The organism is Streptomyces avidinii (genome assembly GCF_045161815.1).
Lineage (GTDB): Bacteria > Actinomycetota > Actinomycetes > Streptomycetales > Streptomycetaceae > Streptomyces > Streptomyces avidinii.
Genome location: NZ_CP108863.1, coordinates 1,738,644 through 1,751,889, shown reverse-complemented (window position 1 = coordinate 1,751,889; position 13,246 = coordinate 1,738,644). Strand labels below are relative to the sequence as shown.

At 73.1% G+C, this 13,246-nt stretch carries 11 protein-coding genes, 1 tRNA gene and 1 pseudogene; 11 read left to right on the top strand and 2 right to left on the bottom strand.

Going from position 1 to position 13,246, the window contains the following annotated elements; all coding sequences use genetic code 11:
• Nucleotides 1-42: 42 nt before the first annotated feature.
• A pseudogene (locus OG373_RS07810) lies at nt 43-279 on the top strand (VOC family protein); the annotation flags it as partial.
• Here OG373_RS07810 and OG373_RS07805 read toward each other — a convergent pair.
• Nucleotides 259-765: a DUF309 domain-containing protein gene (locus OG373_RS07805; protein WP_405443978.1), complete on the bottom strand. Its 507-nt coding sequence runs from the start codon at nt 763-765 to the stop codon at nt 259-261. The pseudogene OG373_RS07810 and the gene OG373_RS07805 sit on opposite strands and share 21 nt — an antisense overlap.
• Nucleotides 766-849: 84 nt before the next feature.
• Between OG373_RS07805 and OG373_RS07800 the strand changes: the two genes are divergently transcribed.
• From OG373_RS07800 to OG373_RS07755, 10 genes are all read left to right on the top strand, one after another.
• A tRNA-Pro gene (locus OG373_RS07800) sits at nt 850-923 on the top strand.
• 194 nt (nt 924-1,117) lie between these two features.
• Complete coding sequence (locus tag OG373_RS07795; protein ID WP_405436977.1) at nt 1,118-2,275, top strand: LamG domain-containing protein; 1,158 nt, start codon at nt 1,118-1,120, stop codon at nt 2,273-2,275.
• A gap of 254 nt (nt 2,276-2,529) precedes the next feature.
• Complete coding sequence (locus tag OG373_RS07790) at nt 2,530-3,243, top strand: glycosyltransferase family 2 protein (protein WP_405436976.1); 714 nt, start codon at nt 2,530-2,532, stop codon at nt 3,241-3,243.
• Nucleotides 3,240-3,665, top strand: a complete 426-nt coding sequence (locus tag OG373_RS07785) for a hypothetical protein (RefSeq protein WP_405436974.1) — start codon at nt 3,240-3,242, stop codon at nt 3,663-3,665. The genes OG373_RS07790 and OG373_RS07785 overlap by 4 nt, the downstream gene beginning before the upstream one ends.
• Nucleotides 3,665-4,789: a glycosyltransferase family 4 protein gene (locus OG373_RS07780; protein WP_405436972.1), complete on the top strand. Its 1,125-nt coding sequence runs from the start codon at nt 3,665-3,667 to the stop codon at nt 4,787-4,789. The genes OG373_RS07785 and OG373_RS07780 overlap by 1 nt, the downstream gene beginning before the upstream one ends.
• The gene (locus OG373_RS07775) at nt 4,786-7,077 is read left to right on the top strand and encodes a DUF2206 domain-containing protein (protein WP_405436970.1); all 2,292 of its coding nucleotides are present in this window, start codon (nt 4,786-4,788) and stop codon (nt 7,075-7,077) included. Before OG373_RS07780 ends, OG373_RS07775 begins: the two co-directional genes overlap by 4 nt.
• On the top strand, nt 7,074-8,225 hold the full coding sequence (locus OG373_RS07770; RefSeq protein ID WP_405436967.1) for a glycosyltransferase family 4 protein: 1,152 nt from the start codon (nt 7,074-7,076) through the stop codon (nt 8,223-8,225). Before OG373_RS07775 ends, OG373_RS07770 begins: the two co-directional genes overlap by 4 nt.
• Nucleotides 8,218-9,615, top strand: coding sequence for a lipopolysaccharide biosynthesis protein (locus OG373_RS07765; RefSeq protein ID WP_405436964.1), 1,398 nt, complete (start codon nt 8,218-8,220; stop codon nt 9,613-9,615). Before OG373_RS07770 ends, OG373_RS07765 begins: the two co-directional genes overlap by 8 nt.
• Complete coding sequence (locus OG373_RS07760) at nt 9,612-10,856, top strand: polysaccharide pyruvyl transferase family protein (protein WP_405436962.1); 1,245 nt, start codon at nt 9,612-9,614, stop codon at nt 10,854-10,856. The genes OG373_RS07765 and OG373_RS07760 overlap by 4 nt, the downstream gene beginning before the upstream one ends.
• Nucleotides 10,857-10,867: 11 nt before the next feature.
• The gene (locus OG373_RS07755; protein ID WP_405436960.1) at nt 10,868-11,971 is read left to right on the top strand and encodes a glycosyltransferase family 4 protein; all 1,104 of its coding nucleotides are present in this window, start codon (nt 10,868-10,870) and stop codon (nt 11,969-11,971) included.
• A gap of 31 nt (nt 11,972-12,002) precedes the next feature.
• On the opposite strand, the gene OG373_RS07750 is transcribed toward OG373_RS07755, so the two are convergent.
• On the bottom strand, nt 12,003-13,208 hold the full coding sequence (locus OG373_RS07750; RefSeq protein ID WP_405436958.1) for a cellulase family glycosylhydrolase: 1,206 nt from the start codon (nt 13,206-13,208) through the stop codon (nt 12,003-12,005).
• Nucleotides 13,209-13,246 lie beyond the last annotated feature (38 nt).

Below are 13,246 nucleotides of genomic sequence, written 5' to 3'. Positions count from 1 at the left end.
TCGCCGAGTACCGGGCCGTGGTCCATCGCACGGACGAAATCCGCCCTGCTGCTGGCCCGCGCCAAGGACGAGGCCCAGCGCTCCCGGGTCGGCGACCAGACGGGCGGCCGCGTCGGCCACTTCCTGTACACCGACGACTTCGCCCGCGACCACGCCCGGATGACCGCCGAGGGCGTCCGCTTCCTGGAGGAGCCGCGCCACGAGCCGTACGGCTCCGTCGCCGTCTTCGAAGACCTGTACGGCAACCGCTGGGACCTGCTACAGCCCGCCGCGGGATAGCCGGGGAGCCTCCCGCACGGGGTCGACCGGCGGGCCGCCGGCCTCCACCCGGCCGGCCAGCTCCCCGGCCCACCGCACCAGGCCCGGCACGTCGACCCCGTACGGCCCTCCGTCCAGCCCCTCGATGCCGACGGCCCCGCGCCGCAGCAGCCGCGCCCCGCCGACGGCATTGCCGCGCGCGGCGTGCGTCAACCCGACGGCGAGCTGCGCGAGCCCCCGCCAGAGCGGCGCCGCGGCCGCGGGCCCGGACTTCCAGGCGTCCTCGAACACCTCGTGCGCGTGGAACGGCATCCCGGCATCCAGCAACCGCTGCGCCTCCCGCACGGTCTCCCCGGCCGACCGCACCGCCCCCTCGGGCTGCCGCTCCACGCCGGCCACCCCGTACGTCAGCGGCCGCCCCAAACCGTCCCGCGGCCGCGCACTCCGCGCCCGCCCCTCAACGTCCCGATCCCGTGCGTTCACCACCCCATCCTCCCTCTCGGCGATTACCGGTGCATGCACACCCCTCTGCGTGGGGTAATGTTCTGCATGTGCCGCCGAGCACGGGGAAACCCCAGGTCGCAGGCACAACGGGACGTGGCGCAGCTTGGTAGCGCACTTGACTGGGGGTCAAGGGGTCGCAGGTTCAAATCCTGTCGTCCCGACTCGAAGGAGTCGGTCAGGGGTCGTTTCAGAGCAATCTGAAACGGCCCCTTGATCGTTATGGGGGCGGGGGCGGCCCGTGTCCGGCGATCTTGCGGCGCGGTCAGCGGCCGGGTGCGCCGCCCGGAACGCCCCGCCGATACTCGTGCCGTACCGTCTGGTGGCGGTCCGGCGGTCATGTTTTACGATCCGTGCCATGACTGACGGTACGGATCGTACGAGCACTCCCCAGCCGGACCCCGCCGCGGGGCAGGGGGGCTACGGATACCCCCAGGGGACGCCCGGCGGTTATGGCTTTCCGCAGGCCTGGCAGCCCAATCCGTACCAGCAGCCGCAGTCCCGGCCGGGGGCTGACGCAGAGCCGCCGCACCCTCCCCAGGACCCCCGGACGCAGCAGCCGCCTCTGGAGCCCCAGCCCCAGCCCCAGCCGCAGCCGCAGCCGCAGCCGCAGTTGACCGGGTTCACGCCTCCGCCTCAGCCCGACTGGCAGGCGATGGCGGACCGTTCGGAGTCGCAGCAGCGGACGCGCAAGCGGATATGGATGGCCGCCATCGGGGTGGCGGCATGCGGCCTCGGCGTCGGCGCCGGGCTCTTCATCCTGGACAGAACCGACAAGGACGGGAACGCTCCGGGCCCCGACGCCTCGCAGTCGGCGACCGCCGCCCCCGGCCAGGACCCCAACGCGCCCACCGTCCCGGGCGAGCCGAACCTGCTGCGCGACCGTTCCGGCCAGGTCAACATCGCGCTCAGCCCCGACGCCGTTCTCGGCAAGGTGGACAACGGCAACGTGCTGCGCCTGCGCAGCAACGGCAACTCGTACGCGCAGGCCGCCGAGCAGGTCGTCGACGCGTCCAAGGACTTCACCGTCTCCGCCTGGGTCTACAACGAGGCCGAGGGCGGCTCGCGGTTCGCCATCAGCCAGGGCGACGGCACCTCGTACTCCTTCGAGTTGGGCCGCGAGGACAGCAACGGCAAGAAGTCCTGGGTGTTCCGGATGCAGACCGACGAGAAGGGCGCGGCCTCCACCGCCGTGGCCGCCGCCTCGGACGGCTTGAACACGGTCCGCACCTGGGCCCTGCTGACCGGCGTGTACGACGCCCAGGCCAAGACGTTGACGCTGTACGTCGACGGCAAGGAGGCCGGCCGTGCCCCGGTGGCGGCCGCCTGGTCGGGCCAAGGGCCGCTGCAGCTGGGCCGCTCCCGCCATCACGGGATCTGGAGCGGGCCCTGGGCCGGTGTCATCGGTCACGTGCTGGTGTGGGACAAGCCACTGAGTGCGGATCAGGTTCTGGCACTGAAGGGCGGAAAGCTCGACAAAGAGATCAAGCCTGTCGGTTCGTGGCTCGTCGGTTGACCTCTTTCCGGCCGGTTCGGCTCCGATTCGATCGTTACGGGCAGGTCACCCTGGTGGATCGGTGTCTCACGCGTCGGATAGGGTCACCGCTGGCCCGGATACCGGGCTGACGTCCGTAACAGAAACACCCAGCAGACCGCCCGGCTCGACATGCGGCCGAGACTCCACGATGTGAAGGCCCTCAGTTGCCGGGGCGCTCGTACGGCCGTCGTTCTGGTCCGGCACCGGGGGATGAATTGAATACGCTTTCCGTCGTGATTCCGGCGCTCAACGAGGCGCCCAACCTGCCCACCGTGGTCAACTCGGTGCCCACGGGCGCGCTCCGCGCCCTGGGCTGGGAGACCGAGGTCATCGTCGTCGACAACGCTTCCACCGACGACACCGCCGCGGTGGCCGCCGCGCTCGGCGCCACCGTCGTCTCCCAGCCGGAGCGGGGGTACGGCAACGCCTACCACGCCGGGTTCCGCGCGGCCAAGGGCGACGTCATAGCGACCGGCGACGCCGACTGCACCTACCCGTTCGACTCCCTGCCCGAGTTGCTGGGCACCCTGACCGAGGCCGACGTCGAGTTCATGACGACCAACCGGCTCCGCCGCGAGAACCGCCCGGCGATGAAGCGGTCCCACACCGTCGCCAACTACGCACTGAGCGCCCTGAGCCGGGCCTTGTTCCGCAACGGGCTGCGCGACTCGCAGTCCGGCATGTGGGTCTTCCGGCGCTACGTCTGGGACGGCGTCGACGTGAAGTCGACCGGCATGGCCTTCTCCCAGGAGATCAAGAACGCCGCCACCCGGGCCGGCTACCGGTACCTCGAAGTGCCCATCGAGTACCGCAACCGCCAGGGCGAGGTGAAGCTCAACGCGCTGCCCGACGGGATGGCCAATCTGCGCCAGCTCTTCGAACACCGCTTCCGCCGACCCGGTCAGGACCGCTCCGCGCGCTACGAACGGCGGCACACCCCGGCATGAGGAAGCGTCTGATCCGAGCGGCCCTGGTGCTCGCCGTGGCGGTCGCCCTGTGCGCGGGCGCCTGGTCGCTGCCGCCCGTGCGGACGATCCTGCTGGACTCGTTCACCCGTCGGCAAGCTGCCTTCATCGAGCTCTACTTCACCGAGAACCCGCGCTTCGACGGAGCGAGCGTCCTCGTTCCCTTCGCCGTGAACGACCACGGTTCCGGAGCCCGGTCACTGGTCGCGACGCTCACCGTCGAGGCTGCGAACGGCAAGGTGCTGGCGACCGAGACCTACCCCGTCGAACCCCACCAGGGCGCCGCGGTCCCGGTCACGGCGCGGATCCGGGCCAAGGGGACCGATGTCGCCCTGGTCCGGGTCTCGCTCACCGGGCACCCCCAGACCCTTCACTTCCGCTTCGGCCGGCCCCCGGAACTCTGATGCGCACCATTGTCCAGATCACCCCGTACTACCCCCCGCACCTCGGCGGCCTCGAGCGCGTCGTGCTGCACCTGTCGCGCCGCCTCGCCGAACGCCACGACGTCCGCGTCGTCACCACCACGCTGGGCTCCGGCGGCGCGCCGCGGCGGGCCCGGGAGGACGGCGTCGCCGTACGCAGGCACCGCGCAGCCGAGTTCGCCCACACCGCGATCGCGCCCGGGCTCCTCGGCTCCCTCCTGGCCGCGCCGCGCGGCGCCGTGCTGCACGCGCACTGCGCGCACGCCCTCCTGCCGGAGACCGTGGCACTCGCCGCCCGGCTGCGCCGACAGCCGTTCGTGCTCCACTTCCACCTCGACGTGGACGCCAGCGGCCGGCTCGGCGGACTCCTGCCCGCCTACAAGAAGCACGTCTTCGCACGCGTCGCGCGCGCCGCCGCGGCGGTCATCGTCCTGACCGAGCAGCAGGCCCGCTTCGTCGAGGAGGCATACCGGGTGCCGACCGCCCGGGTGCACGTGGTGCCCAACGGAGTCGGTCCGGAGTTCTTCCGGACCGCCACCGCCACCGCCCCCGTCGGCGCAGCCGGTGCGACCACCACCCACCGGCCCCTGCGGCTGCTCTACGTCGGCCGCCTCAGCGCCCAGAAGAACCTCGCACGCCTGCTGGACGCGATCAGCCTGACCGAGGCTCCGGTCACGCTCCGCATCGTCGGCGGCGGCGAGCTCGACGCCGATCTGCGCGCCCGCGCCGCCCGCCTCGGCCTCGGCGAGCGCGTCGAGTTCACCGGGCCCCTGCACGGCGGGGACCTCCTCGCCGCCTACGCGGACGCCGACGCCTTCGTCCTGCCCTCCGACCGCGAGGGCATGCCCCTCGCCGCGCTGGAGGCCATGGCCGCCGCCCTTCCCGTCCTGGCCACCGACGTCCCCGGCAACACGGAACTGCTCCGCGGCGTCGGCCTGCTGGCCGCACCGGACCCGGCCGCGCTCGCCGCCGCCGTGGACCGCCTCGCGTCCGACCCCGCCCTGCGTGCCCGGCTGGCCGCCCGCAGTGCCGAGCGGGCCCGCCGCCACACCTGGGACGAAGTCACCCGGCAGGTGGAGCTCGTGTACCGGAAGGCAGGAATATGAACCCGCCCCCCTGGCTGCGCGGACGGCTCGGCGTCCTGCTGAGCCTCGGCCCCGCCTGCGCCGTCGAGACGCTGCCCGGCGTCCCCGCCCTCCTGCTCGCTCCGGTCGGCCTGTGGCTGCTCTTCGCCGCGCCCGTCCTGCTGCTGCGCGGCCTCACCGACAAGGTGGTCTCCACCCGCAGCGGCTCCCTCATGCTGGCGGCCGGCCTCGCCGTGCTCCTCGACATCCTCGTGGCGCTGGGCGTCAACACCGTGCTTCCGCTGCTCGGTGTGGAACGGCCCCTGACCCGGTTGGTGCTGGCCTCGGCGACCACCCTCGTGCTGCTCGTCCTCGGAATCCTCGCCCCCCAGTCACCACGGCCCCTCCTGCGCGGCGCACCCCGGCGCGGCGCCCGCCCGGTCGCCTGGACGGCCGGGGTCGCGCTGCTGCTGTCCGTGGCCGGTCCGATCAGGCTCAACAACGGCCTGGGCGGCGCCGTCAGCACAGCCGCCCTGGTCGTCGTGGCGGCGCTGATCGTCCTCCTGCTGGTACGCCACGGACGCTGCTCCCCGCTCGTCCTGGAGGCCGGGCTCTACGCGGCCTCCGCCACCCTGCTGCTGCTCACCTCCCTGCGCGGCTGGTACATCACCGGGCACGACATCCAGCGCGAGTACCTCTACTTCCGGCTCACTCTCGGCGGCGGCTTCTGGGACATCTCCGCCTACACCGACCCGTACAACGCGTGCTTGAGCATCACCCTGCTTCCGGTCAGCGTGTTCCGGCTCACGGGCATCGAGGACATCTACGTCTTCAAGGCCGTCCTGCCGCTGCTGTTCGCCCTGACCCCGGTGCTGGTCCATCGCGCGGTGCGCAATGTGGCGTCCCCGCTCGTGGCGCTGCTCTCCGCCGTGTTCTTCATGGCGTTCCCGACCTTCTTCACCGACATGCCGTTCCTGGGCCGGCAGGCCGTCGCCTTCCTGCTCCTGGCCTGCGCGATGCTCGTCCTGACGGATTCCCGGCGCCCGCTGCCCCTGCGGCGCGCGGTGTTCACCGGGCTGATGGCCGGAGTGGTCCTGTCGCACTACTCGACGATCTACGTGATCGTCGGCACCCTGGCGACCGCGTTCGCCGTGGACAAGGTCTGGCGGCTGACCTCCCGGGCGGGCCGCGCCCGTCCGCACCGCGAAGGCGGCCAAGGCCACATGCGGACCTTCCTGACCTGGTGGGCCGTGGCCGTACCGGCCGTTCTCGCCCTGCTCTGGGCCGGTCCCCTCACCCACACCGGTGGCCAGCTCGAAAGCACACTGCGGGTCGTCGCGAGCGACCTGTTCGGGTCCGGCGACGCCCGCGGCGGCTCCTCCGACACCCGCTACAGCCTCTTCGGCGGCGCCGGAGTCACCCCCGAGGAGCGGCTCGCCGAATACCGCGAGGACACCATCGGCTACACCCGGGCCGACCGCGCCGAGGGCACGTACCTGCCGCTGGAGAGCCTCGCGAAGTACCCCACGCCCGTGGCAGAGAAGGAGAACCTGCCGCTCACCCCCGTCGGCCGGGCGCTGGACACGGTCGGCCTGAGCGTGCCCGCCCTCAACGGCGTGCTCCGGCAGGCCGCCGCCCTGCTGCTCCAAGTCCTGGTCCTGGTCGGGTTCGTGATCGCCCTGCGCGGCCGCAGGAGCCCGTTCACGCCCGTCCGCGACCAGATCACCCTGACCGTGGGCGCCCTCGCGATGATGGGCCTGTTCACGCTGGTGCCGCAGCTGTCGGTCGACTACAGCGTGCTCCGCGCCTTCCAGCAGGGCCTGTTGTTCTTCGCGCCGTTCATCGCCGCCGGCGCCCTGTGGGCGGTGCGCTGGGCCGGCCGCCGCGCCGTCCCCCTGCTGTGCGTCCTCGTCGCCGGGCTGCTGCTCGACCTGACCGGGGCCGTCCCCAAGGCACTCGGCGGCTACCCCGCGCAGCTCGCGCTGAGCAATTCCGGTCCCTCGTACGACATCTACTACCCGCACGCAGAGGACCGCCGGGCCGCCATGTGGCTCAACCAGCGGGCGGCGGGCGACGACCTCGTCGTCCAGACGGACCGGTACTCGTTCAGCCGTCTCCAGACCCTCTTCACCGTTCGCACGCAGGACAGCGTCCACCCCGCGCTGCTGCGGTCCCAGTCCTACGTCCTGCTCGGGTCCACCCCCACCCGCAAGGACGAGGTCACCGTATTCTTCCGGGGCGACCTCGTGACGTACCGGTATCCGCGCGACCTCCTCGACACCACACGCAACCTGATCTACAGCAACGAAGGGGCGGTGGTCTACCGATGAACCACGTCCGGCGCCGGCCCCGGGTCCTGCTCGTCAGCCACTACTACCCGCCGCACCTGGGCGGCATCGAGAACGTCGTCCGCAACGAGGCCCTCCACCTGGCCCGGCACGGCGCCGACGTCACCGTCCTCACCAGCGGCGACCGCGCCGGGACCCACCACGAGGACGGCGTCCGCGTCGTACGCGTCGCCGCGTCCAACGTGGTGGAGCGCCGGTCGGGCGTCCCCTTCCCGCTGTTCTCGCCGGCCCTGCTGCCCGCAGCCCTTCGCTGGGCCCGCCACGCCGACGTCGTCCACGTCCACGACTGCCTCTACGCCTCTTCCTGGGCGGCCGGACTCGCCGCGGCCGCCACCCGCACCCCCACCGTGGTCACCCAGCACGTCGGCCTGGTGGCGCACCCCTCGGCCCTCGTGCGCGGCGTCCAGCGGGCCGTCTACGCCGTCGCGGGCCGGCCCCAGCTCCGCCGCGCCCGCCGGGTGCTCACCGTCAACGCCGACGTCGCCGCGTTCGTCCTGAAGCTCGGCGCCCGTGCCGAGGCCCGCCACCACCTCGCCAACGGCGTGGACACCGGCCTGTTCCGGCCGCCCGCCGACCCCGCGGAGCGCGCCGCGGCCCGTGCGCGGCTCGGTCTGCCGGCCGGGCGCACCCTGGTGCTCTTCGCGGGCCGGCTCGTCCCCAAGAAGGGGTACGGCCTCCTCCTCGACGCCCACGCCGGCGACGGCGCCTACGAGCTCGTCCTCGCCGGTGACGGGGACGCCGAGGCCCTCGCCGGACGCTCCGGAGTGCACCACCTCGGCTCCCTGTCCGCCGAGGACCTCGCCGACGCCTACCGCGCGTGCGACGTGTTCGCCCTGCCCTCCACCGCCGAGGGCTTCCCGCTGACCGTCCAGGAGGCCATGGCCTCGGGCCTGCCCGTCGTCACGACCGACGACCCCGGCTACGCCCCGTACGGCCTGGACCGCGGCGTCGCCCTGCTGGTGCCCCGTACCGTCCCCGCGCTGCGGGCCGCACTCGACGGCCTGGTCGCGGATCCGGGCAGGCGGGCGGCGATGGGAGCCGCCGCCCGCGCGTTTGCCGAGGCGTCCTTCGGGTGGGACCGGCATGTGACGGCGCTGCTCGGGCACTACGGGGACGCCGGCCGTGGGTAAGCACGCCCGGCCCGCGGACCAGATGTTCCGCAGCTCGTTCTTCCTGCTGGCGTCCACGGTCACGACGGCCGGGCTGAGCTTCCTCTTCTGGGTGGTCGTGGCGCGCTTCTACCCGCCCGAGCAGGTCGGGCTGGCCACCTCGCTGATCTCCGCCACCTCGCTGCTCTCCTACCTCAGCATGTTCGGACTCAACAGCACCCTGATCCGCTTCCCCGCCGAGGGCAGGGCCCGCAACGGCCAGATCACCCAGTCCACGGCCCTGGTGCTGCTGGCCTCCTGCGCCGCCGCCGGGATCTACCTGCTGGGGCTGCCCTGGTACGGGCACAAGCTGCTGTTCGTCCGCGACCACGCGCACCTCGCCGCCCTCTTCGTCCTGTCCTGCGCCTGCGCCTCGCTGATCCTCCTGGTCAAGTCGGTCTTCGTCAGCGCCCGCATGGCGCAGTACAACGTGCTGTTCGACGGGATCCTCCAAGGACTCGCCAAACTCGCCGCGCCCGTCGCCCTGGTCGGATTCGGCGCGGCCGGAATCCTCGGCTCGGCGGGCATCGGCTACGCGGTCGCCGGCGCCGCGGCCCTGCTGCTGCTCCGGCGCCGCCTCGGCTTCCGGTTCGACTTCCGCACCCGGGGCACCCGACTGCGCGAGCAGCTGCGCTTCTCGGTCGCCAGTTACGTCTCCAGCCTGATCAACCTGGCGCCCGTCCTGGTCACTCCGCTGATCGTGCTCCAGAAGCTGGGCGCCGCCGAAGCCGGCTACTACTTCGTCGCCTTCCAGATCGCCGCCCTCCTGAACTCCGTCTCCACGGCCGTGGGCGAGGCCGTCTTCGCCGAGGTCTCCTCCGACCCGTCCCGGTTCGGTGAACTCCTGCGCCGCTCCGCGAAGATCATCGCCGCGGTCCAGGTACCCGCCGTCGCCGTCGTCGCGGCCGGCAGCGGACTGCTCCTGATGGTGTTCGGCGGCGGCTACACCACGGCCGCGAGGGGGCTGCTCGGCGTGCTCGCCGTCGCCGCCCTCGCCGTCGCGCTCAACACCTGGGCGTGTTTCGGGCTGAAGCTGGCCCAGCGGATGAAGCAGCTCATCGCCGCCAACGCCGTCCTCGCGTCCACCACCATCGGCCTGGCCGCGTGGTGGGCGCCGCACGGGCTGGTCTGGGTCGGCTGCGCCTGGGGCATCGGCAACCTGGCCGCCGGACTGTTCGCCACCGTCGCCCTGCTGCGCGGTCGGCCCTCCGCGCCCCGCCCGCCGGAACCGGACCTCGACCCCGGACCGGGCTGGTCCCCCGTCGACACCCTCCCCCTGCGCGCCGTGCGCCTGCCCGGGCCGACGGCCGCGGCCCCGCCGTCCGCCGCCGCGTCGTCCGCCGCACCACCTGCCGAGAGGTACCGCCCGTGAAGATCGTGGTGATCAACGCCTATGTCCGGGAGAACGCGGGGGACGCCGCGCTGCTCTCCGTCTGCCTGCGCCAGATCCGCGAGGCGTTCCCCGGCGCCGACGTGCGGGTCGCCGGCATGGAGGACCCCGCCGTCCACCCCGTATTCGAGGACGCCCCGAACCTCGGCTCGATCCGCCGCCACGTCGCCGACGGCACCGCTTCGCGTGCCCGCCGGATCCTGCGGAAGGTGTACGTCGGCGCGGCCTCCGCCGGCCTCCTCCTGCTGCCCCGGACAGCGGCCGGTCTCCTGCGCAGGGCCCTGCCCGCCGAGGCCCGGCGCGAGGCGGACGCCCTGGCCGGCGCCGACCTGGTGGTGTCCACCGGAGGCGCGTACGTCCTGGCCCGCCCGGGCCTCGACGGCCACCAGAACGTCTTCTTCGTCCTGCTGCCCGTCCTGCTTGCCCAGCGCGCCGGCGTGCCCGTCGTCTTCGCCCCGCAGTCCTACGGCCCGTTCCCCTCGTCCCTCCAGCGGCGTCTGGTCGCCCGCGCCCTCGGCCGGTCCCCGCTCGTCCTGGCCCGCGAGGACGTCAGCGTGGCCCAGCTGCGCGGCTGCGGCCTGCCCGACGCGGTCGTCACCCGCGGCGTCGACTCCGGCTTCGCGTTCGACCCGCCACCGTCCTTCGACTGGCGGGCCCGACTCGGCATCGCGCCGGAGCAGCGGCTGGTCGGGGTCACGGCCAGGCGCTGGCTGGCCCCGGCCGCCCAGGACGCGTACGAACGGGCCCTGGCCGCGACGATCGACTCCGTCCAGGCCACCGGAGCGCGCGTCGTGCTGATCCCGCAGGTCAGCACCGACTACCTGGGCGACGACGACCGCATCGTGGAACGCCGGATCGCCGCCCACTGCACCGCGGCGCCCCTGCTGATCGAGGACCGGGTGGACTACCGCGACCTCAAGGGCGTCTACCGCGAGTGCGCCCTGCTGATCGGCACCCGCTTCCACTCGGTGATCTTCTCCCTGACCAGCGGCGTGCCCTGCGTGGCCATCGAGTACGAGCACAAGACCCGCGGCATCATGGCCGATCTCGGCCTCGGCGCCCACGTGCTGGCCATCGAGGACGTCACCCATCCCCGGCTGTGGGCGCTGGTCGCCCCGCTGCTCCGGGACGACTTCGGCTACCGCGAGCAGCTGCGGCGCCGCCTGCCCGGCTACGTCGCCGAGGCGGAGGGCTTCCCCGGCCTGCTGCGGGCCGCCCTGTGAACCCCCGCACGGTGGCTGTCGTCACCCCCTACTACCCGCCGCACCTCGGGGGAGTCGAGCAGTACGCGGCCCGGGTCGCCCGGGCCGTGCACGAAGCGCCCGGCCTCGACGCCGTCGTCCTCACCAGCCGGCCCGGCCTGCGCACCCGTACCTCCCTGGAGGACGGCGTGCGGGTCGTCCGGCTCGGCTCCTGGTTCCGGCTCTCCAACACCCCCGTGAGCCCCCTGTGGCCGCTCCAGCTGCGGTACTGGCTGCGCCGTACGGGCGCCGACATGGTCCACGCCCACGCCCCCGTACCGGGTCTCGGCGACCTCGCCGTGGCCGTGGCGGGCCACCGGCCGGCCGTGCTCACCTACCACGCCGGCTCGATGCTCAAGGGAGGGCCCGGAACCGGCGCCGCGGACCGCCTCATCGGCCTGTACGAACGCCGGGTGCTGCCCCGGGTGTTCGCCCGGGCCCGGGCCCTGGTCGCCGTGTCGCCCGTCTCCCTGGCCGCCGGACGGCCCGGAGCCCTGGAGATCAGTCCGGGCGTCGACACCGGCCGTTTCACGCCGGGCCCGCCGCCCTCCACCCGTCCGCCGACGCTCCTCTACGTCGGCCGCATCGACCGCTCCTCGGCGTGGAAGGGGGTCGATGTCCTCGTCCGCGCCCTGGCCGAAGTACCCGGGGCCCGGCTGCGCCTGGTCGGCGGCGGCGACGCGGTCGCCGACCAGCTGGCCCTGGCCGCGTCCCTCGGCCTCGCGGACCGGGTCACCGCGACCGGCGAGCTGACCGGACCCGACCTCGTCCGGGCGGTCCGCGAAGCGGCGGTGCTGGTCCTGCCCTCAGTGACCGAGGCCGAGTCGTTCGGCATGGTCCTCGTGGAGGCGATGGCCTGCGGCACGCCGGTGGTCGGCTCGCGGGTCGGCGGCATCCCGTACGTCGTCGAGGACGGGCGGACCGGCCTGCTGGTGCCGCCCGGCGACCCCGAAGCCCTGGCGGGTGCGTGCCGGCTGCTCCTGGAGGACGGTGCGCTGGCGGACCGGCTGGGCGGGGCGGGGCTGCGCACCGCCCGTGAACGGTTCTCCTGGGACGGCCTCCTGGCCCGGTACGTGGACCTGTTCCGCTCGCTGTGACCGGCCTGCCGCCCCCCGGCGCGGCAGGCCGCTAGCGGGGCTGCTTCTTCGCGTACTCCTCGATGGCCGCCCGGAGCGCGGCGAACGAGGGCTTCGCGGAACCGTCGTAGCGGCGCAGCCCGTAGTACTTCGAATGGCTCTTGTCGTTGCCGGTGGCCGTGTCCTGATGGGCGAACCAGAAGGCGGCGGCCACGTACTTCTCCTTCGCGGCGGTGGGCACGGTATCGGTGGCGATCCGCGCCTGGAACTCCTCGCTGACGTGCGTGATGTTCTCCGTCCGGGACTTCTCGTTGGCGGCGGGGTTGCCCGCACCGTTGGTCGGCGCGCCCGTCTCCGTCAGCCACACGGGCATGCCGGGTGTCCCGTGCCGCTCGGCGACGCCGACCAGGTTCTCGCCGGCGCTGCTGATCTCCGTGAACACCTTGCCGTCGTGCGGGAGCTGGGGCCAGGCGTAGGGGTGGTAACTGAGCGCGTCCACCACCTTGTTGCCGCCGAGCCGGCAGACCTGTTCCAGGAAGTCCAGGTGGGAGACGTACTTGATGGATTCCCAGGTGCCGACGGCCGCCAGACCGCCCATCAGCACGTACGCCGCCGGGTCGGCTTCGCGCAGGGAGGCGGCGGTGGACTTGAGCAGGGCGGTGTACGCCTTGGCGTCGGGCTTGGGGTACCAGAACTGGGGGAGGTTGGGCTCGTTCCAGACCTCCCACGTGTGCACGCCCTGGGGTGCGTAGCGCAGGGCGGCGAGCTTCGCGAACGCGGCGAACTTCTTGGGGTCGGCCGGCGGGCAGGTGGGACGGTGCCCGGTACAGGACTCGGCCCGCGCCCATGCGGGGGTGTAGGCGACCGTGGCGAGGACGTCGAGGTTGCGTTCGCGGGCCGCCTTCACGATCCGGTCGAAGCGCTGCCACTGGTAGGTGCGCGGGCTGTCGGGCTGGATGTTGTTCCAGGACAGGTCCACCCGGATCCAGGTGGTGCCCAGGCCGACCGCGTCGTTGAGGGCGGCGGCCAGGCCGTCGTCGGACTTCCACGTCAGGGTGTCACCGTAGGAGAGACCGAGTCGCAGATCGTGCTTCTTCGGCGGCTCGGGCGGCCGCTGGGACCCGCCGGCGGGACGCGCGCCCGCGTCGGACGCGGGGCCCGTCGACGAAGCCGCCGCCACGACCGTCGCGGTGGTTGCCAGGACGAAGGAGACGAAGGCGACGACGAGCCGCTGCCGCGTACTTGAATGCCCCACCATGGGGTCAGCCTAAGCCAAGCGTGCGACTGCTCCTTCCC

Bases quoted from the DNA above. Each gene is read 5' to 3' on its own strand.
- OG373_RS07795 (WP_405436977.1), top strand. From the start codon at position 1,118: ATGACTGACGGTACGGATCGTACGAGCACTCCCCAGCCGGACCCCGCC.
- OG373_RS07785 (WP_405436974.1), top strand. From the start codon at position 3,240: ATGAGGAAGCGTCTGATCCGAGCGGCCCTGGTGCTCGCCGTGGCGGTC.
- OG373_RS07780 (WP_405436972.1), top strand. From the start codon at position 3,665: ATGCGCACCATTGTCCAGATCACCCCGTACTACCCCCCGCACCTCGGC.
- OG373_RS07775 (WP_405436970.1), top strand. From the start codon at position 4,786: ATGAACCCGCCCCCCTGGCTGCGCGGACGGCTCGGCGTCCTGCTGAGC.
- OG373_RS07770 (WP_405436967.1), top strand. From the start codon at position 7,074: ATGAACCACGTCCGGCGCCGGCCCCGGGTCCTGCTCGTCAGCCACTAC.
- OG373_RS07750 (WP_405436958.1), bottom strand. From the start codon at position 13,208: ATGGTGGGGCATTCAAGTACGCGGCAGCGGCTCGTCGTCGCCTTCGTC.